General features: G+C 36.3%; 17 protein-coding genes and 2 pseudogenes. 17 read left to right on the top strand and 2 right to left on the bottom strand.

Annotation, left to right across the window (positions count from 1 at the left end; all coding sequences use genetic code 11):
* The first annotated feature begins 5 nt into the window (after positions 1 to 5).
* The 3 genes from M1R56_RS07045 to M1R56_RS07035 all read left to right on the top strand — a co-directional run bounded on the left by M1R56_RS07045 (position 6) and on the right by M1R56_RS07035 (position 4,276).
* The gene (locus M1R56_RS07045) at positions 6 to 1,460 is read left to right on the top strand and encodes an O-antigen polysaccharide polymerase Wzy family protein (protein WP_248035380.1); all 1,455 of its coding nucleotides are present in this window, start codon (positions 6 to 8) and stop codon (positions 1,458 to 1,460) included.
* On the top strand, positions 1,460 to 2,497 hold the full coding sequence (locus tag M1R56_RS07040) for a prephenate dehydratase (protein WP_248035315.1): 1,038 nt from the start codon (positions 1,460 to 1,462) through the stop codon (positions 2,495 to 2,497). The genes M1R56_RS07045 and M1R56_RS07040 overlap by 1 nt, the downstream gene beginning before the upstream one ends.
* A 288-nt stretch (positions 2,498 to 2,785) precedes the next feature.
* Positions 2,786 to 4,276, top strand: coding sequence for an oligosaccharide flippase family protein (locus M1R56_RS07035; protein ID WP_248035313.1), 1,491 nt, complete (start codon positions 2,786 to 2,788; stop codon positions 4,274 to 4,276).
* Between the two features lie 202 nt (positions 4,277 to 4,478).
* Here M1R56_RS07035 and M1R56_RS07030 read toward each other — a convergent pair.
* Positions 4,479 to 4,714: pseudogene (locus M1R56_RS07030) on the bottom strand (IS110 family transposase); the annotation flags it as partial.
* Between the two features lie 41 nt (positions 4,715 to 4,755).
* On the opposite strand from M1R56_RS07030, the pseudogene M1R56_RS07025 reads away from it, so the two are divergent.
* The 5 genes and pseudogenes from M1R56_RS07025 to M1R56_RS07005 all read left to right on the top strand — a co-directional run.
* A pseudogene (locus M1R56_RS07025) lies at positions 4,756 to 5,070 on the top strand (MBL fold metallo-hydrolase); the annotation flags it as partial.
* A 284-nt stretch (positions 5,071 to 5,354) separates the two neighbouring features.
* Positions 5,355 to 6,450 (top strand): peptide chain release factor 2 gene (prfB, locus tag M1R56_RS07020; protein WP_148131633.1). Its coding sequence is split into 2 segments (ribosomal slippage): positions 5,355 to 5,426 and positions 5,428 to 6,450, totalling 1,095 coding nucleotides; the frame shifts between segments, so codons are not numbered across the junction.
* Positions 6,451 to 6,465: 15 nt separating this feature from the next.
* Positions 6,466 to 7,158: a cell division ATP-binding protein FtsE gene (gene ftsE / locus M1R56_RS07015; RefSeq protein WP_049548597.1), complete on the top strand. Its 693-nt coding sequence runs from the start codon at positions 6,466 to 6,468 to the stop codon at positions 7,156 to 7,158.
* Complete coding sequence (gene ftsX, locus M1R56_RS07010; RefSeq protein WP_049504537.1) at positions 7,151 to 8,077, top strand: permease-like cell division protein FtsX; 927 nt, start codon at positions 7,151 to 7,153, stop codon at positions 8,075 to 8,077. Before ftsE ends, ftsX begins: the two co-directional genes overlap by 8 nt.
* Positions 8,078 to 8,316: 239 nt before the next feature.
* Positions 8,317 to 9,471, top strand: a complete 1,155-nt coding sequence (locus tag M1R56_RS07005) for an MFS transporter (RefSeq protein ID WP_075232085.1) — start codon at positions 8,317 to 8,319, stop codon at positions 9,469 to 9,471.
* Between the two features lie 286 nt (positions 9,472 to 9,757).
* Here the strand turns inward: M1R56_RS07005 and M1R56_RS07000 are convergent, their stop codons facing one another.
* Positions 9,758 to 10,378, bottom strand: a complete 621-nt coding sequence (locus M1R56_RS07000) for a TVP38/TMEM64 family protein (protein WP_248035311.1) — start codon at positions 10,376 to 10,378, stop codon at positions 9,758 to 9,760.
* 155 nt (positions 10,379 to 10,533) lie between these two features.
* Between M1R56_RS07000 and M1R56_RS06995 the strand changes: the two genes are divergently transcribed.
* From M1R56_RS06995 to M1R56_RS06955, 9 genes are all read left to right on the top strand, one after another.
* Positions 10,534 to 13,524, top strand: a complete 2,991-nt coding sequence (locus M1R56_RS06995) for a type I restriction endonuclease subunit R (protein ID WP_248035309.1) — start codon at positions 10,534 to 10,536, stop codon at positions 13,522 to 13,524.
* A gap of 407 nt (positions 13,525 to 13,931) precedes the next feature.
* Positions 13,932 to 14,147 (top strand): hypothetical protein, encoded by a 216-nt coding sequence (locus M1R56_RS06990; RefSeq protein ID WP_248035306.1) that lies wholly within the window; start codon positions 13,932 to 13,934, stop codon positions 14,145 to 14,147.
* A 22-nt stretch (positions 14,148 to 14,169) separates the two neighbouring features.
* Positions 14,170 to 14,931 carry a DUF6261 family protein gene (locus M1R56_RS06985; protein WP_248035305.1) on the top strand — a complete coding sequence of 254 codons (762 nt, stop codon included), beginning with the start codon at positions 14,170 to 14,172 and terminating at the stop codon, positions 14,929 to 14,931.
* A gap of 132 nt (positions 14,932 to 15,063) precedes the next feature.
* Positions 15,064 to 19,029, top strand: a complete 3,966-nt coding sequence (locus M1R56_RS06980; RefSeq protein WP_248035303.1) for a hypothetical protein — start codon at positions 15,064 to 15,066, stop codon at positions 19,027 to 19,029.
* Positions 19,022 to 20,266, top strand: a complete 1,245-nt coding sequence (locus M1R56_RS06975) for a restriction endonuclease subunit S (RefSeq protein ID WP_248035301.1) — start codon at positions 19,022 to 19,024, stop codon at positions 20,264 to 20,266. The genes M1R56_RS06980 and M1R56_RS06975 overlap by 8 nt, the downstream gene beginning before the upstream one ends.
* An 11-nt stretch (positions 20,267 to 20,277) precedes the next feature.
* Positions 20,278 to 21,033, top strand: coding sequence for a hypothetical protein (locus M1R56_RS06970; protein WP_248035299.1), 756 nt, complete (start codon positions 20,278 to 20,280; stop codon positions 21,031 to 21,033).
* A 45-nt stretch (positions 21,034 to 21,078) separates the two neighbouring features.
* Positions 21,079 to 22,680 carry a type I restriction-modification system subunit M gene (locus M1R56_RS06965; RefSeq protein ID WP_248035297.1) on the top strand — a complete coding sequence of 534 codons (1,602 nt, stop codon included), beginning with the start codon at positions 21,079 to 21,081 and terminating at the stop codon, positions 22,678 to 22,680.
* A 103-nt stretch (positions 22,681 to 22,783) separates the two neighbouring features.
* Positions 22,784 to 23,188: a YbgA family protein gene (locus M1R56_RS06960; protein WP_248035295.1), complete on the top strand. Its 405-nt coding sequence runs from the start codon at positions 22,784 to 22,786 to the stop codon at positions 23,186 to 23,188.
* A complete protein-coding gene (locus M1R56_RS06955) occupies positions 23,172 to 23,537 on the top strand; it encodes a TIGR02328 family protein (protein WP_248035293.1) in 366 nt (121 codons plus the stop codon). Before M1R56_RS06960 ends, M1R56_RS06955 begins: the two co-directional genes overlap by 17 nt.
* The last annotated feature ends 188 nt before the right edge of the window (positions 23,538 to 23,725 follow it).

Genomic DNA, 23,725 nt, shown 5'->3' with positions numbered 1-23,725 from the left:
ATTTGATATTAGATTGGAAAAGAGTGTATTATCTAATTACGCTATTTAGCTATGTTATAACTATTTTTTTGGGTATTGCATATATATATAACAATTCGATTATTACGTTATTGATAACTTTAGTTATGCTTATTATAAGTAGTATCCTATACTGTTTTAACAATATAAAGTATTATATAATCCACCTTATTTTTTACATTACAATTTTTCTATTTTTAGTGTCTAGACCAACCATAGATTATTTCAAGCAGGGGTTGATAAATACTTATCAGGAAGATGTCTATAGATTTTCATTTTTGGCTGTTATTGTTTCTATTATTGGATTAACAATAGGAGGTTTATTAATTTCTAAAAAAGAAAACAATAAAAAAGAGGGCTATAAAACTCAAAAATCTATATTATTTATAAATAGTATAAGAAAAGTATCTCTAGCAGTATTTCTAGTTTCATATCCGTTCTATTTAATTAGGTTAATCGAACGGCTAATGTATAGAGTAAATGTATCATATTATGAGTATTATGCAGATTTCAAAAGCGAGCTACCTTATTTTACCTATACATTATCAACGTTTGTAGTTTATGCCATGTGTATCTATTTAGCTACTAAGCCCAACAAACGTCATTCAACAATAGTGTTAGGTATGTTTGTCGTTGGAAATGTGATTAATCTTTTAATAGGAACTAGAAATCCATTTGTATTAAGTTTGATATTTTCTTTTATTTATTATTTTATGAGAAATCAAACAGAAAAAGGGATATGGATAGGTGTAAAAGAAAAAGCTATGTTCTATATAGGTGCTCCTATCATGATGCTTGTTATGGGATTTTTGAATTATGCCCGTGATGGAGCAGGGATTGGGAATATGAGTATTTCTGAACTTTTTTTAGATTTTATCTATAAACAAGGAACTAGCTTTGGTGTTTTAGCAAGGGGATACTTATATGGAAGTAATTTACCAATAAAAGAGTTTAGAAATTATACATTTAGTCCTATAATTGAGTATATCACTAGAGGGAATTTAGGTATTTTATTTGGTGGAACTCCCTTTACTAGTGCTAATAATAGTCTAGAATTAGCTCTTGAAAGTGACAGATACGCTCACAATATTTCGTATATTGTTTTGAAACAGGATTATTTGGCAGGTCATGGCATAGGTGGAAGCTATATAATGGAAATGTATACTGATTATGGAATGCTTGGACTATTTCTGTTGAGTATTCTAATGGGAATAGGTTTCATATTTATGATAAAATCAGCTTATAAATCTGGAGTACTATTATTCGGTATTACGTTATTAATTTTAAATAATCTATTCTTTATGCCGAGAGGAGGCTTTACAGAGAGCTTCTTTAATTTAGTTACATTGCAATATTGGGGAATTATTTTTGTTATCTTTTTTGTAGCAACCCTAATAGAAAGAAAATTAAAATACACAGTTGATAATAAAGGAGATGTATAATGTTTGATAATTATTCGATTGCAGATTTATTTGCAAATATTTATAAGAGAAGAGTATTAAATCTGGTTTCACTAATAGTTTTATTTCTTTGTTTAGCTATTCCATACTCATATAAAGTACTTACAACAAAGTCTGTTGTAAAGGATGCTAGTAATTATTCTAGTTATCTTTCGTATAAAATCATAGCGCCAGAAGATGAAACTAAAACTCCTAATAGTAACACAATTGGAGGATATAGTGATTTCTATGGACGTTTGATTCAAGCCAATTTAAATGGAGCTTATTTGTTCAATGACCAATCAGAATCAGATATGAAAAAAATTGCGTCAGAATTACTGACATCTGAGGTTACACTTAAAAACTCAAATTTTGATTTTTGGAACAAAAAGATAGAAGTAAATTCCTTATTAAATAATGCGGGAATTACAGTAAAAATATTAACACCAAGTAAATTGGCGAATGATATTATTGAACAGAAATTGGATTATTTGATTGATAAATATAAACAGACATACTCTGGGGTCACAATTGAAAAATTGGAGACAGTTTATTCAAAAGAACTTGAAAAAAATGACATAGAATCTGGAGTAAATAAAGTTACTTTATTCATTCGTGTGATTATACTCGGAATTGGAGCTCTGTTTTTAGTAATATTTGTTAACGTAGCAGCGTATATTTTTAATCCAACTATTAATAGAGCTGGAGATTATGAAAAATATGGTGTAGATTTTGTAGTGAAATTAGATAATGTAGCTAATTTTAAAGATGTTATACAATATAAGAATGGAAATAAGAACTTATTAGTGATAGCAACGAATAAAAATGTTTTTGATAAATTTTCTAAGCAATATGCTAAAGCCTTACCAGAAAATATTGTCATTGGAAATTTAAATAACATTAAGTCTGTACTAGATTCTGACAACATTTTATTTGTAGAAGAGTATGGTATAACTAGATATAAAAACTTTGAAGAAAATCTTCAAGTTGTTAAAAATTTAAATAAGAATCTACTAGGTGTAGCTACGTATAGCTTGTAGATTATGTCAATTTTGAAGGACAGTATGACATTATATTAGAGTATAGACTCTTTTGCCACTGTAATGAGTCGAAGAAAAGTTACCAACTGGATAGGAAAATCCTTGCCTTCTCCAGTTGAACATACAACAAGTTTTCTAGACATATGTATCTCCCTTCTACTTTAGTGTAAAAGACTTTATAAATTCTGTCTCGTCTAGTATAACCTATTCAATTTTAAGATTTTATCCTAAAAAGCTAGAATATGATATAATACGGGAGAGCATTTTACAGTTAAGAAAGGAAGTGTAATGAAAAATATAAAAGTCAATGCTTTGGCTAGCTTGCTAGTTAATATTCTTAATATCGTCTTTCCGCTGATAACTAATCCTTATTTGACGCGGATTCTAAGTAAATCTAACTACGGATATTTTAATACTGCTAATACATGGGCCAGCTTTGTTATTCCACTCGCTGCCTTTGGAATATATAATTATGGGATTCGAGCTATCAGTAAGGTTAAGGATGATAAGAATAAAATTAATTATGTCTTTTCTAAGTTATTCTATATCTCTGTTTTTACTTCTATCTTTACAACTGGCATCTACTTCACCTTCATCTTCTTGGATACTAGTATTGAGAATCTTAAAGTTCTCTACTATATCTTAGGTACACAAGCGCTATTTCAATTTCTCAATATTGAGTGGATGAATGAAGCCTATGAAAATTATTCCTTCATACTTTACAAGACGTTGATCATTAGAATTACTATGCTAGTTACTATCTTCACATTTGTAAAAACAGCGGATGATATTGTTCCATATGCAATTGTCATGAGTGCAACAACTGTACTGAATTATTTACTTAGTTTTCTTTGGATCAAGAGAGAAGTTTCCTTTGTCAAGATTGGCTTCCTTGAGTTGGTAAAAGCATCTAAACCACTCTTGACCATGCTGTTATTGGCAAATTCCAGCATGCTCTATACTTTGCTTGATAGGTTGTTCATCACCAAGGGACCTGATGAAAACTACGTTTCTTATTATACCATCGCTTCCAACATTGTCATGTTGATTGCCGGTGTTCTGGGTGGAGCTATTAACGTAAGTGTCCCGCGTCTGGGATATTATCTTGGAAAAAAAGATTACAATTCTTATAAGAGCCTTGTAAATCAAGCAGCATCATTATTTTATTTCCTTACAATTCCAACTAGTATTGGAATCATGATTTTAGGTAAGTATGCAACGGTTATCTATTCATCTGAGAAGTATCTTGAAGCTGGTATCGTTACTAGCCTATTCGCTTTTAGGAGCATTATATGGGCAATCGAGTTGATTCTTGGTAGACAAATTATATTCATTAATGACCACGAAAATCGGTTAACTGCTTTTTACTTTATTGGTGGTGGGATCAATATTTTATTTAACTGTCTCTTATATTTCAATAATATTTTCTTACCAGAATATTACATCAGTACTACTATTATTGCAGAAATTATCGTAGTACTACTAGAAATTTATTTTATCAAGAAACATAAATTGCATGATTTGAAAGAAATTTTCTTGACTCTACTACGTTACATTATTGTCTCTCTTGGATTTATTCCTATTTATTTAGTTTTTAAAACGCTTTTCCAGGTTGACTCCTTTACGGTGAATCTTAATATGATATTCATGGTTCTATCGACAATTGTCTCTTGTGGTGTTTATTATTTCGTTATTCTTTTTATAACAAATGATAAAACATTACACTATGCACTTAATCTTGCACTGGCTAAAATTAAAAGATCAACTCACCTATCATAATTGTTATTAACTCAATTCATTCAATACTCTTTTCAACCATTCATCAAGTCTATCAAGGCTTTAAGAATTAAATAAGACAGTAGCTATCCAGAGGCTACTGTCTTATTTTTAACACTTATTAATCTAAAAAAGGTATACTAAAATAACACCTCATCTGGTATTTATTGAAACAAGGTATTGAAATAATGCAGCATTAATAGTTTTATCTATTTTGGGTCGAAGTGTAATCGTAAAGTTTGTTATGCATGATGAGATAATACATTGAACGAATGAAATGATGTGTAGAGGTAATTGAATGTGTCTGGTTGAAGTTATTGCTGATTATCTTTTTCTTTTCTCATAGAAGTTAGCGATATAGCAGAGTTTGGTATGCCTAGCTGAAGCAATGTTGTGAATGTACTTGAACATAATTTTCCTGTCATAGTGATTATCTCGTTTTTCAAAAGTAGTGGGATGATGAAAATGAAATAAATTTTCTAGATGTCGATGGCACTCGTTATTATCTCAATGCAAGTGGAGCTATGCAGACTGGTTGGAAACAATTGAATGGCAACTGGTATTATTTCCAAGCAGATGGTTCCTTATTGAGAAATGGCACAACACCTGATGGCTACAAGGTCAATCAAGATGGCATTTGGAGCTTGAATCCTGATAAAGTAGAAGTTCAGGGAAGTCAAGAAGATCCTAAGAAGGATTCTGATAAGCCAGTAGAGAAGGGAGAAAAATCAGCAGAAGCGACTGAAAAAGATGAAGCTGCTGAAACAAAACCGACTTTGAAGGCAGATAAAGAATAATCTTAGTTGCTTTGCTAGAAAGTTGATTAGGTGCTGTGTTCAGACCTGTCAGATACTTTTCTTTTAAAATAGTATTTATATACATCTCAGAGAATCAATCAATGTTTTTTGGACAAGAAACTTGATCAGCTCTGAGATGTTTTTCGATTTCTCACACACTAAATGATTGAGAATACCTCTCTCGTCTTCAAATAGAAATATTTTGATAAGAAATTTTAAAAAACACCGATTAGATAAATAAGAAAAATTATGGTATAATAAAACGATACAAAAAAGGAGTATATATGGACATTTCAGAAATTCGTCAAAAAATTGACGCCAATCGTGAAAAATTAGCTTCTTTTAGGGGGTCTCTTTGACCTCGAAGGGTTAGAAGAAGAAATTGCCATTTTGGAAAACAAAATGACAGAACCTGATTTTTGGAACGATAATATTGCAGCCCAAAAAACGTCGCAAGAATTAAATGAACTAAAAAATACCTACAATACTTTCCACAAGATGGAGGAGTTGCAGGATGAAGCTGAAATCTTACTAGACTTTTTAGCAGAGGATGAGTCTGTTAAGGATGAGTTGGTGGAGAAGTTAGCTGAGCTAGATCAGATGATGACTAGCTACGAGATGACTCTGCTCTTGTCAGAGCCTTATGATCATAATAATGCTATTTTAGAGATTCACCCAGGTTCTGGTGGAACAGAAGCCCAAGACTGGGGCGATATGCTTCTTCGTATGTATACTCGTTATGGTAATGCCAAAGGTTTCAAGGTTGAAGTCTTGGATTATCAAGCTGGTGATGAAGCAGGTATTAAGTCAGTGACCTTGTCTTTTGAAGGGCCAAATGCTTATGGACTTCTCAAGTCAGAGATGGGAGTTCACCGTCTGGTACGTATCTCGCCATTTGACTCAGCTAAGCGTCGTCACACCTCGTTTACTTCTGTAGAAGTTATGCCAGAGTTGGATGATACTATTGAAGTTGATATTCGAGAAGATGATATCAAGATGGATACTTTCCGCTCAGGTGGAGCAGGTGGACAGAACGTCAACAAGGTTTCAACAGGTGTCCGTTTGACCCACATTCCGACAGGGATTGTCGTTGCATCAACCGTTGACCGTACTCAGTACGGAAACCGTGACCGTGCGATGAAGATGCTCCAGGCAAAACTCTATCAGATGGAGCAGGAAAAGAAAGCTGCTGAGGTAGATGCCCTTAAGGGGGACAAGAAAGAAATCACATGGGGAAGCCAGATTCGCTCCTATGTATTCACCCCTTATACCATGGTGAAAGACCACCGTACCAGTTTTGAAGTTGCGCAGGTAGATAAGGTCATGGATGGGGACTTAGATGGTTTCATCGATGCTTATCTAAAATGGCGTATTAGTTAAAAGAAAGGAAGTCACATGTCGATCATTGAAATGAGAGATGTTGTCAAAAAGTATGACAACGGGACAACAGCCCTACGTGGCGTCTCTGTGAAAATTGAACCAGGAGAATTTGCCTATATCGTAGGTCCTTCGGGTGCAGGTAAGTCAACTTTTATCCGTGCCTTGTACCGTGAAGTTAAAGTTGAAAAAGGAAGTTTGCAGGTTGCAGGTTTTAATCTTGTTAAGATTAAAAAGAAAGATATTCCGCTTCTTCGTCGAAGTGTTGGAGTTGTCTTTCAGGATTACAAACTATTGCCAAAGAAAACCGTTTATGAGAACATCGCTTATGCAATGGAGGTTGTCGGTGAAAGCCGTCGCAATATCAAAAAACGTGTTATGGAAGTTTTGGATCTTGTCGGCTTGAAGCATAAGGTTCGTTCATTCCCTAATGAATTGTCAGGTGGTGAGCAGCAACGTATCGCCATTGCTCGTGCTATCGTAAACAATCCTAAGGTATTGATTGCCGACGAACCGACAGGTAACTTGGATCCAGATAACTCATGGGAAATCATGAACCTCTTGGAGCGCATCAATCTCCAAGGTACGACTGTTTTGATGGCCACCCACAACAGCCAAATCGTAAATACCTTGCGCCACCGTGTCATTGCCATCGAGAATGGTCGCGTGGTTCGTGACGAAGCGAAAGGAGAGTACGGATACGATGATTAGTAGATTTTTCCGCCACCTATTCGAAGCTTTAAAGAGTTTAAAGCGTAATGGGTGGATGACCATTGCTGCTGTCAGTTCAGTAATGATTACTTTGACCTTGGTTGCTATTTTTGCCTCAGTTATCTTTAATACTGCAAAATTGGCAACGGATATCGAAAACAACGTCCGCGTCATGGTTTATGTCCGTAAAGACGTTGAAGACAATAGTGAAACCATTGTCAAAGAGGGTCAAACAGTTACAAACAATGATTACCACAAGGTTTATGATGCCCTCAAGGCTATGCCAGCTGTTAAAAGTGTAACCTTCTCAAGTAAAGAAGAGCAGTACCAAAAGCTGACTGAAACCATGGGTGACGAGTGGAAGGTTTTTGAAGGAGATGCCAATCCTCTTCATGATGCCTACATTGTAGATACCAATTCACCAAGTGATGTGAAACCAGTCGCTGAAGAAGCTAAGAAAATCGAAGGAGTTTCTGAGGTTCAAGACGGTGGTGCCAATACGGAACGCCTCTTCAAGTTGGCTTCCTTCATCCGTGTTTGGGGATTGTTCATTGCAGGACTCTTGATTTTCATCGCGGTCTTCTTGATCTCAAATACCATTCGTATTACTATCATTTCACGTAGTCGTGAAATCCAAATCATGCGTTTGGTTGGTGCTAAAAACAGCTACATCCGTGGCCCATTCTTGCTAGAAGGTGCCTTTATTGGTTTGTTGGGAGCAGCTCTTCCATCAGTTCTGGTTTACTTTATCTATAACCGAGTATTCCAATCTGTCAACCCATCCTTGGTTGGACAAAACCTATCCTTGATTACCCCAGATACCTTTATTCCATTGATGATCGGTCTTTTGTTCCTCATCGGAATCTGTATCGGTTCACTTGGTTCAGGAATCTCAATGCGTCGATTCTTGAAAATCTAAGTAAGATAGTTTACTAAAATCTATAAAAGTAGGATACCATCAAGGCTTCGCCGAGTCAGATGGTCCTACTTTTTATGTTGAACTTATAAAGCAGTTGCTTGCCAATTTTTGGGAAACAGTGTATGATAGGAAAGGACCTTTTTGCTAAAAGAGTGATAGGGACTAGATGAAAGAAATCTTTGATCTCTACAGTAATATCTAGCTCTTTTGACTTAACATAAATAATGAATGAGGATAAAATGAAACAATTTTTGGAAAAAGTGAGTATACTTTCTCTATCGTTAGTATTGATCACATCATTTTCAATATCAAGTGCCCTACCATCCATGTTTGACTATTATCAGGGCTATTCGACTGGTCAGGTTGAACTTCTAGTCAGTCTCCCATCCTTTGGGATTATGGCTATGCTCCTTTTAAATGGAGTTTTAGAACGGATTTTTCCTGAACGACTTCAGTTGACCTTGGGACTCTTGATCTTGTCAATCAGTGGAACAGCTCCCTTCTGGTATCAGGATTACTACTTTGTCTTTGCTACTCGTCTTCTTTTTGGGATTGGTGTGGGGATGCTAAACGCCAAGGCTATCTCTATCATCAGTGAACGGTACCATGGCAAGACTCGTATCCAGATGCTTGGTTTTCGTGGTTCAGCTGAGGTAGTGGGAGCCTCTATCTTGACCTTGACAGTCGGTCAGCTTTTGGCCTTTGGCTGGACTGCAACCTTCCTAGCCTACGCTGCAGGTCTAGTGGTTCTTGTACTCTTCCTTCTCTTTGTCCCTTATAACAAAGAAGAAGTTCATGAGTCCAAGCAAAAGACAGAAGAAGCAGCGAAACTAACTCGCTCCATGCTACAGCTGATTTTCTTCCTAGCTGTCGGAGCTGCAGTCATTGTATGTACCAATACAGCTATTACCTTCCGTATTCCTAGTCTCATGATTGAGGCAGGCTTTGGAGATGCTCAGTTGTCTAGTCTGGTACTCAGTGCCATGCAGTTGATTGGGATTCTGGCGGGAATTAGCTTTTCTTTCCTCATCTCCGCCTTTAAGGAAAAATTGTTATTGGTTGCGGGTGTAACCTTTGGTATTGGGCAAATCATCATCGCTCTTTCACCTTCTCTTTGGGTTGTCGTTGCAGGTTCTGTCTTAGGAGGATTTGCCTATAGCATTGCTCTGACGACAGTCTTTCAGTTAATTTCTGAGAGAATCCCTGCAAAGCTCCTCAACAAAGCGACTTCCTATGCGGTTTTGGGATGTAGTTTTGGTGCCTCCTTAACACCTTTTGTTCTTTCAGGAATTGGCTTAGTAACAACGAATGGTCGAATGACATTTATTATTCTAGGAGCATGGATGATTGCGACATCAGTCCTTGTTTCTCTCTTATTGAAAAAAGAAGCTTAACAAAAAGAGGTTGAGAAAAAATCTTTACAATCAGAAAAACGCATAATATCAGGTGTTGAAAAACCTTGATCCTATGCGTTTTATTTTTTTTATTTTCTGATAATACTCTTCGAAAATCAAATTCAAACTGCGTCAACGTCGCCTTGCCGTATATATGTTACTGACTTCGTCAGTTCTATCCACAACCTCAAAGCAGTGCTTTGAGCAACCTGCGGCTAGTTCCCTAGTTTGCTCTTTGATTTTCATTGAGTATAAAATTGAGTTTTTGATCAACTTTTTTTAGTGATCAGGCGAACATTTGCCAAAAGTAATCAATGATGTAGGTCAATCCATAAGTGTAAACAACCAGGGTAAAGGGCTTGGTCAAGATGATGATGGTCATGTAGCGCTTGAAGCTCATCTTGGTCAGAGCAGCCAGCATACAGAGAAAGTCCGCTGGGCTAACTGGCCAAATCATCATAAAAATAAAGAAACGGTCAAAACGATTGCCCTTATCCAACCAGCCAATGTACTTGTCATAGGTGCGCTTGCTGACGACAGACTGAACAAAGGGGGCTCCGTAGAGACGCACCAGGTAAAAGATAATGGCGCAACCAATAACAATACCGAAATAGTTGTAGATCGTCCCCACGATATGACCGTAGATAAAGACACCTGCCACAGAGGTTAGAGCACCAGGAATGATGGGAACGACCGTCTGCAATATCTGTAAAAAGATAAAAAGTGGTGGTCCCCAGATACCGGCCTGTTGGATAAAGGCAGATAGGGTTTCCTTAGAATGCAGAACACCAGCCTGATAGGCCCAGATACAGAAAATCAAAGTACCAACTCCACCGATGATGGAAGAAATATTGATTGCTTGCTGTAGAAGGGGAGAAACAGCTTTCATTTGTTTATCGTGTGACATGTAAACTCCTCTTGAGTAGTATGATTCTACTATACCATATTTTAAGGAGAAAGACTATTTGTATTACGAAAGTGAAGTTAGTGAAATCAGAAGTTTTTCTGATAGGACTATGATATAATAATAGCAAGAATATTGTCCCTGAAGGAGGAATATAGATGCAGGTAAAACCAGAACTGGAAATAGAAAAACAACTGATTAACCAGCTGGTAACTGGTGAAAGCCAATGGACTTATAGAGAAGACTTAAAAACAGAAGAACAACTATGGGACAATTTCTTTGAGAAAATAGCCCAAAACAACGTTGCTCTGCTAGCAGACCATCCCTTGACTGAGCAGGAAAAACGCCAGATTCAGAACCAACTCAACTTTGTCAGCTACTATGATGCTGCCAAGTGGTTGGTCGGAGAAAACGGCATTGCCAAAGTCGAAGTTCAAAGAGAAGATGCTAGCTTAGGTACCATCCGTTTGTCAGTCATTTGGCGTGACAATATCGCAGCAGGAAAGTCTAGCTACGAAGTTGTCAATCAAGTCCAACGAGAAAAAGTAAATCCTATGGATCAAGACCGTAGACTGGATGTTACTCTTCTCATCAACGGCTTACCCATGATTCAAATCGAGCTCAAGAGTTCCCAAGCAGCCTTTATCGATGCCTTTCATCAGATAAAAAAATATGACCGTGAAGGAAAATTCCGTGGTATCTACTCTAGCTTGCAGATGTTTGTTGTGACCAACAAAGTAGATACTCGCTATATTGCTGCAGCTCGTGAAAATAAACTTAACAAACAATTTCTAACCAAATGGGTGGATAAGGACAATCATCCTGTGACAAACTTGACTAGCTTTGCCCATGAAGTTCTTTCGATCCCTCGTGCTCATCAGATGGTCATGCAGTATTCTGTCATTGACGATAGCAAGAAATCTCTCATCCTTTTGCGCCCCTATCAGATCCATGCCATCGAAGCGGTGCAGGAAGCCTCTCGCCAGCAAGCATCAGGCTATGTTTGGCATACAACAGGTTCAGGGAAGACCTTGACCTCTTATAAGGTAGCTCGCAATCTCCTTCAAATTCCATCTATCCAAAAGACGATTTTTGTCGTTGACCGTAGGGACTTGGACCAACAAACCACATCTTCCTTCCTCTCATATGCGACCAATGACGTCATCGATATCGACGAGACGGACAATACACATGATTTGGTCAAGCGCTTAGGAAGTAATGATAAACGTGTCGTGGTGACAACCATCCAGAAAATCACGACCATGATGCGCAAGTTTGACCAAGGTCTTTACCAACGAGATGCGGACAAAATCAAGGGACTCCGAGTGGCCTTTGTCGTGGATGAATGCCACCGTGCCGTTACTCCACAAACACAAAAAGACATTAAAGCCTTTTTCCCTCAGTCCCTCTGGTATGGTTTTACAGGCACCCCCATCTTTAAGGAAAATAAACGCCAGCAGGTCGGAGACCTAGCCCAAACCACCCAGCAACAGTATGGAGACCGTCTCCATGAGTATACGGTCAAGGAAGCCATCCATGACGGAGCTGTCTTAGGCTTTAAGGTAGATTATCGCAATACCCTCATCACAGACCAGTCTGAAAATGAAATACCAGATACCGTCTACGAGAATGAGGAGCATATGCTGGAAGTCTTGGATGCCATTATCAATAAATCCCGCCAACAACTAGGCATCCAAAAAGGTGTGGGCAATACCTACAATGCCATTCTGACGGTCAAGTCTATCCCTCAAGCTCAAGCCTACTATGACCTTCTCAAAAGAGTCAAGGCTGGTCAAACACGGGTCAAGGTATCAGAGAGAGTCAAGATGTTCCTTCCAGACTTTCCGAAATTTACCATTACCTACTCTGTCACAGAAAATGAAGAGGACTCAAGAGCCAACCAAGACCATATGAAACAGGTCTTAGAAGACTATAACCGAGAGTTTGATACTCACTTTACCATGGCAGATCTCCGTGGCTTTAATACCGATGTCAATAACCGCCTTGCCCGTAAGCAAGACAAGTATCTCTATCGCAATGAGCAGTTGGACTTGGTTATCGTGGTCAATCGTCTCTTAACAGGATTTGATGCACCTTGTCTATCGACCCTCTTTATCGATCGTAAACCAATGCAACCGCAGGACTTGATTCAGGCTTTTAGTCGAACCAACCGGATCTTTGATTCTAGTAAGACCTATGGTCATATCATCACCTTCCAAAAGCCACTAGCCTTTAAGGAAGCAGTCGATAATGCCCTCAAGCTCTACTCAAATGGTGGTGAAAATGATGTCCTAGCCCCTAGCTGGGAAGAGGAAAAGAGAAACTTTTTGAGAAGTTGTAGCGACTTTCGAAATCTAATCACCGATGACCCCGAAGAAGGACTCCAAATCGAACAAATCTCTACGCCTGAATTGAGAAAACTAGCCAAGGCTTATCAATCCTTTGATAAATACTTGGCTTCTATCCGAGTTTATAAAGAGTATGACGAGGAAGAAATCTATGCAGAGACTGGACTAACCGCAGAAGAATTGGAAAACTATCTAGGCTTCTATCAAAATATCCTTGCCGAACTTAAAAGTCGTTCAGAAGATGGTGATGAAGATGGGGAGCCACTGGATATCCACTACGAACTGGAGTCTATTCAAGTCGATGAGATTAACTATGCCTATATACTGACCCTGATCCAAAGCCTGATCGAGCAAGAGCAAAGTCAGGAAAAGAGTCTCAGTGCACAGGACAGAGAAGCAGTGGATACCTATATCCAAAGTCTAGAGAAGACCAATCCAAACCTTGCCCAGATCATCTCAGAACTTTGGCAAGAAGTACAGGCAAATCCTGACTGCTACAGAGGTCAATCCATCGCCAATATCCTTGACCAGATGATTGAAGCAGTCATCCAGCAGCATATCCAAGAATTTAGTAAGACCTGGTATGTGGGTGAAGATGAACTCCGCTACTATGTCAATCACTACCGCAAGGGCGCTAAAAAGCAACTAGGAGAAAGCCAACTGACCAAGAGTCAGCGCTACAAGGACTATAAAGTTGACGTGGCAGATGCCCTCAACCCACTCCTCTATAAAAAACAAATCAAAGAAGCCTATACCCAACTGATAGAAGAGGTGATTGAACCGTTGAGAGTTGGGAGGTAGTTCTTCGAAGTCTCGTAAATATAAATCGTCCAAAATTTATATGTATTCTAAACTTAGAAAGACAAGAAATACATAAATTTATTAGTGTTCTAAGTTTCGAATGCTCAAGCTGAAAAAGTTTTGAGGTCTTCGAACTTTCGAATAGTCGTCTTTCCTAAAGTTTAGATGTATTATAAGGCTAGAAAGGTTAAAATCTAAAAATAGTAAAAGTCTCTATCTGACAGACAAGGTATTTGTTTAGCCAGATAGGGATTTTTCTTTTTGAAATGTCAGATTTGTCCTGTGAACATTACAAAAAATCTAAAAGTGTGCTGTTGAGCTGAAAAAAGAGTCAGTTGAGCTAACGGTGCTTAAAATTTCATTTTTATCTGTTACTATTTATTTATAAACTTAAAGGGGAAATTCTGATGAAGAAAAACAAAACAGTTGATGATGATTGGTACTCTAGTTTTATGATGCTATGTCTAATCGGACTAATAGCTATTTTAATACAGGCCTATAAAACAGAGGGAAGTTCTTTGGTTCCAAAGGAAAGACAAAGAAGTATCGTAAAGACAAATCAAAAACATTTTTATCTGTCAGAGTTAATCCACGATTTGTTTGAACAAATAGAAGCTAAATAATTTAAAATAGAAAGGTCACAACATGACAAAAACTTATAACATCCGTCCGCTAAGCTATACTAACTTTACTAATCGAGAATTTGAAAGTCTCATGATTGATACAAGTCAAGTTTTAGAAGATTTCACGAAGTCTCACAAGGATGAGACTATGTACGGCAAGCATCTTGATCCCTTCCAAAGTAAGCTATCAGATTATCAAGCTCAACTTGCTAGTGTGGAGAAAAAAGAGACTACCAGTCTGACCATAGTGGATAAGGAAAGAGATAGTGCTCTAGTAGGTCTCTTTACCCTTCATAGAGGATTTGCTAAAATCAAGGAAAGTAGTCTTAAGGAAGCCTATGAGACACTCAAGCCAGTCTTTACTAAGTACAAGGATATCACCAAGCACAGTAACGATGTTGAAACAGCAGAAGTCAAGAGTCTTCTCAAAACACTGAGTGAAGAACCCTATTATGGAGCAGTAACCAGTCTAGGACTGAATCCAATGCTATTGGCAGTTACTAGTGCGCAAGAGGAGTATGATCAAGTGGAAAGTAAGGCGCGTGCTTCTAAGTCTGCCAAGGAAGTTGGCAAGACCAGACAACTCCGTACCGAACTTTCAACTATCTATGACCTTTTTATGCGCTATACCGCAGCAAGTGCAGAAGCTTTCCCTGAAAAAGAACATCTGAGTAAACTCCTCAAAGACTTGAATACAATCCGAGATAGCAAGCGACGATTGACTGGCTCGAGTAAGAAGGAGAAAAAAGATAAAGTAGAAGAAGCAATAACAGTGGTAGGATAAAAAATAACCCTTTAGAAATCCGTTTCTAAGGGGTTGTGTTGTGTATAAAAGCTTTATATACTGAGTCAGAATTGATATAATGGTATATATAGATGAAAAGAATATTATAATCGTAAGGAAATAGAAAAGTCAATGGGAAAAGAATATAAGTTTAGAGCACTTACTTCAAATAAAAATGTTGAAATAAAGCCAGTAACACAAAAAGCATTTGAGTTTGCGATTGACGATAATTCGGAAGTGACCAATGTAGCTATTACTGGGAATTATGGAGCGGGGAAAAGTAGTGTTGTTGAGAGCTTTGAGAGAAAATATACTGATAAAACATTCCTCCATATATCTTTAGGGCAGTATGATGAAACAATAGGTAGTGAAAAAAATGGGCTAAATAATCGTCAAATTAATACCATAGAAGGAAAGATAATCAATCAATTACTTCATCAAATTAATCCTAATCGAATAAGAAAATCAATTTTTAAAACTCTTGATGCAGAATCACAGATTAAACCTTTTAATATTTCGGTCTATGTAAGTTTAGTATTATTATCCTTATACTTACTAAATATTTCTTCATGGAATGGTTTGATTCAGAACTTTTCTTGGCTATCTTGGACTACGAAACCTATTATTTCCCTTCTTGTACTAGTAATTTTATTTGTTTTAATTGTATATGGATTTTATTTTTTACTGAAGCTACAAAAAGATTTTGGTTTTATCAAAAAATTATCCTTAAAAGCAGAAAAAATTGAAACTGATATCGAAATTTTTTCAAATGATAATTCTAAAGTATCCTATTTTGATCGATACTTAGACGATGTCCTTTATTTATTTAAGCAATCAGGAGCAGATATCATAGTATTTGAAGATATTGAACGTTTTAATGACTCTAGAATTTTTGAAAAATTGAAGGAATTAAATATAGTTATCAATAGAAATCGAAAGGCAAATCACAAACGTAAACTAGTCTTTTTCTATCTTGTAAAGGATGATTTGTTTGAATCACAAGAAAGAACGAAGTTTTTTGATTTTATTATCCCTGTAATTCCTGTAGTAACTGCTTCTAATTCTCATGACATATTAAAAAAATTGCTAACAGAAATGTGGGAATACGATAGTTTAGATAAAACTTTTTTATTTAATATCTCTTTGTATCTCGATGATATGAGATTAATCAATAATGTTTGCAATGAGTATCTGACTTATAAAGAAACATTAAGTAAGTTACCGTTAGAGCATGAGAAAATTTTTTCAATGGTAGTCTATAAGAATATTTTCCCTAAAGATTTTTCACTTTTGCAAAGAAATCAAGGGTATTTATATGAATTGTTGAACTCAAAAGAAATAGCATTAAAAAATCTTAGAGAGGATTTAAATAATAAGAAAAATGCATTGGAGAGAAAGATAGAGAATGCTGAGGAAGAACATTTAAACGATGAAGTTGAATTATATGGAACTATCTTAAAAATACCATCTGGAAGAAAAATAATTAAAGTAAATGGAAAATTTGAAAAAGATTTTTCAACACGTTATGATTACATAAAAGAGTTAATTGCAGGAGATAGTGAAATTTATTCTTTTGATAGTTATCATGATGCAGAGTATAATCAATATAAACGAAATGAGGATATTGATTCTTTATTTCCTAGTAGGAATACTCCAGAATTCCAAGAGCGTTTAAAGAATACTAAAAATAAAAAAATAATAGAAAAATTAAAAGAAGAAATTAAGAAAATAAATGATGAACTTGGTGAACTAGACAGCTATAGATTATCAGATATTTATCAATATGCGTCAAATATTGATGATTTTAAAAATGATTTTACAGAAGAAATAAGAAAGAATCCTCAATTCTCTATAATTTCTTTCCTAATTAGAAATGCTTATATTGATGAGAGTTATCAAGATTATTTAACTCATTTCTATGCGAATACGATAACGGTAGAAGAAAAAGAATATTTAAGAAATGTAATTTCTGGCAGACAGAATAAATATAATATTTCTCTAAAAAATTTTGATGAAATCTTTAATTATTTAGAATTAAAAAATTATAAAAGTAGTAATGTGTTAAATTATGATTTATTTAGATTTCTGTTATATTCAAATGAACATAATGAGAAGTTGAAATTAATCTTTTACCAAGATAATATTTTGGAATTTTTACTGGACTTTTATAACGAATTATTTAGATTAAATGTTGAAAATAAATCGTTTTTCTCAGAGCGTGATATAAGGGTATTTTTGAGAAAATGGCTACATCATAACTCGGATCTCTTCAACGAATATATTAACCAAGAACATAGCGATTTTATTTACGTTGATAAAAGAAAATTGATATTATCTTTAATGAATTTAGTTGATTTGAGTGATTGTACAAAAGAAACAAAAGAACAGATTTCTAAATATCTAGAGATGACACAAGAGGTTTTTCTTAACATTTTTCATAATAATTATTGTGATTTTGAGAAGTTTAATTTCAATTTATCGGCTATAGATTTTAAAATTAAGGAATTTGATTTTGAGAGTTCAGGATATGAGGAAAATGTGCTGAATTATATTTATAAGAATGGCTTATACGATATTGGCAAATCTAATGTACTATTTTTCATGGAACGGTATTCTGATATGGGCACAGAGTTATCAGATATAAAACATAAAAATTATGAAATCATGACTAGTCAAAATGGATTAAAACCTTTACTAGATTATTGTCAATCTTCTGATGAAGAATTCCTGAAGTATATTTTAATGTATGTTACTTTATCAGAGGGAGAGATGCGTGATAAACCTGAGTATATTGAGCAATTATTGAATAATAATGTTGTATTTAATCATCAATTACCTCAAGAAAAGTTAGGAAGTGATGAATCTGATTACCTATATAATGATGAAAGTATCAAAAAAAGTACATTAGCAGATAAAATTATCGCTAGTGTCCCAGATTTTTATATCACTTTTACACAAGGTAAGTTCAATGCCCTTTCGAATGAAAATAGAGAAATACTAGTACAAAATTTTGTTCAAACTAAAAAAGCAGAAGTAAATACTGAAATTGTTTTAGAATATTTCGGTCAAAATAAGGAAGTTGATAACTTTTTGGTAGATTTTATTAATCTGAATCCTAATTTTGAGTTGGATAAAGAAATTTATTCAAAATTGAATAATGATTTACAAGATGATTTTAATGACAATATTATTAATTCTTTGGATTTAAATGATAATATTCGAAAAAGAATACTTAGTCAGCTTGGACTCTATTTTAAAAGAATTGATAATACTGATATTGATGAAGAAGATTTATGGAATTTAATAAATGGTAATCGTATTGAATTCAATAAAGAAAATCTTGAGTTTATTCGTAAAAGACCAATGGAATACCTAGAAGAATTTATATTCAAAAATATAGAAGATTATTTGAATGCTACTAATGTTGTTCGAAACGATATGGAAATGAGAGAATTGTTAAAGAAACCTGATATAGACGAAAAATATGTAGTTGAATTATTAGTATTGCTTTTAGATAATAAATTTAATGAGTATTACTTTGATGATTTAATAAATCAAAATAGATATGATTCGCTAGATGTTACGCTTCAAAATAAAATACAAAAAATAGTTAAAAAATATATAAGACAATTTATAGCATTAGATGAAAATGAAATTAGCATTCCATTGTATGAATCTATCCTAAATGCGAATGATGTTTTACTTAAATATAAGAAAGAACTTTTCGAAAAATTAATTTCTGATTCGGAAAGTCAAATAGAAGTAGATAGGCTTACTTTGCTAGGTTCTTATTTAGATTTATTGGAACTATCTGATATAATGAAATTTTTGAAGGAAGAAATCGACAAAGATATCTACTATGAATGGAGAATTGCCTTTGACAAATTAAATCAAAATGAAGGTAACGGGAGAAATGGTAATCAAGAAGTGGAGGTTTCGTATTCTGAATTTAATGAAAAACTTCTTGATTACTTAAAGACAAGGAAGTTGATTTCTAATAAATCAAAACATGAAAATTCTGTATTAAAGCTATATGGATATGGATTTAGAAAGAAGCGGATTGAATTTAACGATAGCCTAGGAGAAAATAATGAGTAAAAATAGTATTCCTAAAATTAGATTCTATGATTTTAGTGATAACTGGGAAAGTAAACAAATAGGTGAACTTGGATCGGTTGCTATGAATAAGAGAATTTTTAAGGGGGAAACTTCTCAAACTGGAGAGGTTCCATTTTATAAAATTGGCACTTTTGGTGGCGAACCAGATTCATTCATAACACGTGACAAATTTGAGGAGTATAAATCTAAATATCCATATCCTGAGATTGGAGATATTTTGCTCTCCGCTTCAGGAAGTATCGGTAGAACTGTAGAATACCAAGGAGAGGAAGCTTATTTTCAAGATTCAAATATAGTTTGGTTAAAGCATGATGAACGGTTGGATAATTCTTTTCTGAAGCAATTTTATTCAATAGTGAAATGGGAAGGGATTGAAGGAACTACTATCAAGCGATTGTACAATAAAAATATTTTAGAAACTCTAATAGCACTTCCTAGTCAAGAGGAACAATCTGCTATAGGCTCCCTCTTCCGCACCTTCGACAACCTTTTGACGAGCTACAAGGACAATCTTACCAACTACCAATCTCTCAAGGCGACCATGCTTTCCAAGATGTTTCCCAAAGCTGGACAGACAGTGCCTGAGATTCGATTGGATAGATTTGAAGGTGAGTGGGAATGTTTAAAAATGGCAGAGATTTTCCAAATAATAGATGGAGATAGAGGTAAAAGTTATCCAGGAGAAGATGACTTCCATAGTGTTGGTCATACCTTGTTTTTAGACACAGGGAATGTAAAAAAGACAGGATTAGATTTTAGTTCAACTAAATTTATATCAGAAAAGAAGGATAAGGAATTAAGAAATGGTAAGTTAATCTTAGGGGATTTTATTCTAACTAGTAGAGGGACACTTGGGAATGTAGCGCATTATAATGAAATTATCCAAAAAAGATATAGTTCCGTTAGAATAAATTCAGCTATGCTAATTTTAAGACCTTTATTAGGCAACAAAATATCTCCAGATTATATTTTAGCTGTTTTACGTGGAAACTTGATTAGTGATTTTATGAAAGTAAATCAAGTTGGTTCTGCACAACCTCATATTACAAAGAAAGAGTTTTCTAAGATTAAAGTATTAGTGCCTTCTAATATTCGAGAACAACAAGCCATCGGTGCCTATTTCTCTAACCTAGATAACCTCATCAACTCACACAAAGAAAAAATTTCTCAGCTTGAGATATTGAAAAAGAAACTATTGAAAGATATGTTTATATAAAAGGAGAATTCATGGTATCTGTAACACAACGTATCAAAGAAATTAACCAACCTCGAGGTGGTTATCTGCCCATCAAGTTATTTTCAGTTGAGCAGTTCGAAGATCACAGAGTTCTGTATCCTGTAGAGTCTGTATCTCCTAGTTTAGTGGGGATTTGTGTGGACTACTTGACCCGTCTCATGAAAGGGGCAGAAGCCCGTGATGCTTTCAGAATTTCTCTCATGGGAGCTCATAGGGTTAACATGGGAGACCTAGCAGAAGCACTGCTCGATTTGGTGACAGGATTGGACGATTTATCGATAGAAAGTGCTTGTCGTTTGGTTTCTTTTGATGTCGTTTTTCGTGCGGGGAAACAGTATTATAAGCCTTTTGAGGAAATTTCGGTGGATGCAGAAACGATAGAGAATATTCGCATCATGGTAGAGCGAAGTCTTTGCTTTTTCGACCTCTATGGTCCTTTGGTAAAGGATGGCTTTAACTTTTTGGGAGGCTATACAGATACGATTGATAAGGGGGATGGAGATTTTCTGACCAAAGATACATTATGGGATTTTAAGGTGACTAAAACAGCTCCTAATAAAGACCATACACTACAAGTGCTCGTCTACTATATCATGGGTCTACATTCCTATGATCCCGACTTTCTATCTATCAAAAATCTTGGATTTTATAACCCTCGAAAAAATATCGTTTATCAACTTCCTGTCTCTGATATTCCTTTAGATTTGATTCGAACGATTGAGAATGAAGTGATTTGTTATAAATGATTGCTTGTTTAAAAAAATTAATTGCAGAACTTAGAAAGAAACACTATGGAAACAACACAAACTTCCCAGTCGCTCTACCAAGCCCTGTGGAACTCAGCGGATGTTCTCCGCTCCAAGATGGATGCCAATGACTACAAGTCCTATCTCTTGGGCATGGTCTTTTACAAGTATCTATCTGACAAGATGCTCTTTTTCGTGGCTGAGACTATGGAAGAAGGGACAGATAGTCTGGAGGATGCCCTTGAGGTCTATCGCAACTACTACGAGGATGCGGATACCCATGAGGATTTGGTCTCTGTCATGAAGGGCGAGCTCAACTATATTATCAAGCCAGACTTGACCTTTACAGCTCTGGTAGCTCGTGTCAATGAGGGGACTTTTCAGCTGGAAGAACTAGCTCAAGGTTTTCGTGATATCGAGCAGAGTGACGACCTCTATGAAAATCTCTTTGAAGACATCGACCTCTACTCTAAAAAGCTAGGGGCTACTCCGCAAAAGCAAAACCAAACTGTGGCAGCAGTCATGAAAGAGTTGGCTGTGCTAGACGTAGCTGGTCATGCTGGCGATATGCTGGGGGATGCCTATGAGTATCTGATCGGTCAGTTTGCGACTGACTCGGGTAAGAAGGCTGGTGAGTTTTATACACCTCAGCCTGTTGCCAAGCTCATGACTCAGATTGCCTTTTTAGGTCGTGAAGACCAGCAAGGTTTTACCATCTATGATGCGACTATGGGGTCGGGCTCTCTCTTGCTCAATGCCAAGAAATATTCTCATAAACCGCAGACAGTCGTCTACTTTGGTCAGGAGCTCAATACTTCGACCTATAACCTAGCTCGGATGAACATGATCCTACACGGCGTTCCTGTTGAGAATCAATTTCTACACAATGCTGATACACTGGATGAAGACTGGCCGACTCAAGAACCGACCAACTTTGACGGTGTTCTCATGAACCCTCCATACTCAGCCAAGTGGTCTGCAAGCTCTGGCTTCCTGAATGATCCTCGTTTCTCTCCTTTTGGGAAACTGGCGCCCCAGTCCAAGGCTGATTTTGCCTTTCTCCTACATGGATATTACCACCTCAAGCAGGATAATGGGGTCATGGCTATCGTCCTTCCTCACGGTGTTCTTTTCCGTGGAAATGCGGAGGGAACCATTCGCAAGGCCTTGTTAGAAGAAGGAGCTATTGATACGGTTATCGGTCTACCAGCCAATATCTTCTTTAATACCAGCATTCCGACAACGGTCATCATTCTCAAGAAGAACCGTACCAATCGTGATGTCTACTTTATCGATGCCTCTAAGGAGTTTGATAAAGGGAAAAACCAGAATATCATGACAGATGCTCATATCGAGAAGATTCTGGAAGCCTACAAGTCTCGTGGTGAGATTGACAAGTTTGCCCATCTATCAAGCTATGAAGAAATCGTTGAAAATGACTACAACCTCAATATCCCTCGCTATGTAGATACCTTTGAGGAAGAAGAAGTCGAGCCACTGACAGATATCGTTGGCAAGATTAACACGACCAATCAAGCAATCCAAAATCAAACCGCTTCTCTACTTGAAATGCTCGGTCAACTACACGGAACCACACCAGAAGCCGATGCTGAACTCAAAAAGTTTTTGAAAAACTTTAAAGGATGATGAGCTTGATCAATTCGCTCATATTCCGCTCATGATTCGCTCATTTTATAGAAATAACTTTGTTTCCGTATTTCCTGGGAACTAGTAGAAAGTAAGGAAAAATATGGAAAATAACAACCAACGTGCCCTTTGTCAGCAACTCTGGGCAGAAAATAAATACCTTGTTTTGAGCCATTCCAGCAATATTTACAAGGACATTCGCCAGTATCTAAAGCAAGAAGTGGTGGAAGTGAGTCAGGTTCAAGAGCTGATTGACCGTGCCTGCCAGATTCCAGAACACCGGGGTCAGGTTTGCAATGCCTTCCAGCATATTTGGGGCTATTTTAAAAAGCAAGCCAGTCTTGACGAGTGCAGAGACTATATGCTCTTGCTAGATCGCTACCGCTTTGGTCAAGCCTCTAAGCAAGACTTGATTGCTAGAACTAGAGATTTGCTCGAACGTTACCCAAATGCTTATCTGCAACATTCTACCTTGCTGAAAGGAGACTCCCATGAGACTTTGGCATGAGGATTTGATCCCACAACTCCCCCGTCCTCAGCTCTTGGGGCAACATCGAGAGTGTTGCGCCCTTCGTGGCAATGGCTGGGGCAGAAAGCATGAGACAGTGGACTATGTCTTTACCCACTCGCCCTATCGTCTCTATGCCTATCATCGCTTGATCATGGAGGAGATGGCTGACCGTGGCTACAATGTCAGTCCAGAGTGGCTGGACAAGAACTACCGTGGCAAGACCTGCCCTCCTTATCAAGACTTAGCAGAGGAAAAGCTGAAAAGTCCTATTTACAGCGAACATGATGCTGCCTACTATGAGGAGTGTCTGGCTAATCTCCGTGACAAGGGGATAGAGCTGGAGTAAGAGTCAGGATTAACTCTAATTTAGAACTCTTTTCGTATTTTTTCGAATAATAAAAATGAGACCTTTAGAATGATTTTAAGGTCTTTTTTTATGACTATTTGGATTTACTTTTATAGTCATTTAGTTTTAAAAAAGCGCTCTAAACATTCAAAGATATTTGGAACTTCCCTTAATAAATTTGTCACTTT

Source organism: Streptococcus sp. oral taxon 431, assembly GCF_023115445.1.
In the GTDB taxonomy this organism is placed as follows: domain Bacteria; phylum Bacillota; class Bacilli; order Lactobacillales; family Streptococcaceae; genus Streptococcus.
The sequence above is the reverse complement of the archived record's forward strand: the minus strand, read 5'-3'. Positions and strand labels throughout refer to the sequence as shown.